Raw genomic sequence first — 268 nt, 5'->3', positions numbered from 1 at the left:
GACCTTCGGGTTATGAGCCCGACGAGCTACCAGGCTGCTCCATCCCGCGTCTGTGGGCGGCATTCTACAGCCCAGCGATGGGGTGTCAACCGATAACTGGCAGATGAGTCAAATAAGTGTGATTTTTTTGCCTGTGCACCCTAAGTTCCCGATCGGAAAAGGTTTTTAAAAAAACGACACAAACAAAAAAGGCCACTCTTTCGAGTGACCTTCTTTGATGTTTGGTTGCGGGAGCCGGATTTGAACCGACGACCTTCGGGTTATGAGC

1 protein-coding gene is annotated in these 268 nt (G+C 50.7%); it reads right to left on the bottom strand.

All coding sequences use genetic code 11. The features are described 5' to 3' along the window. Positions 1 to 85: 85 nt before the first annotated feature. Positions 86 to 268 (bottom strand): hypothetical protein (locus ACW9IN_RS30150; protein WP_457369248.1); only part of this gene is annotated, 183 nt, incomplete at its 5' end.

Source organism: Pseudomonas sp. SDO5271_S396, from assembly GCF_054071795.1.
Note: the sequence above shows the minus strand (reverse complement) of the source record. Positions and strands in the feature narration are given on the sequence as shown.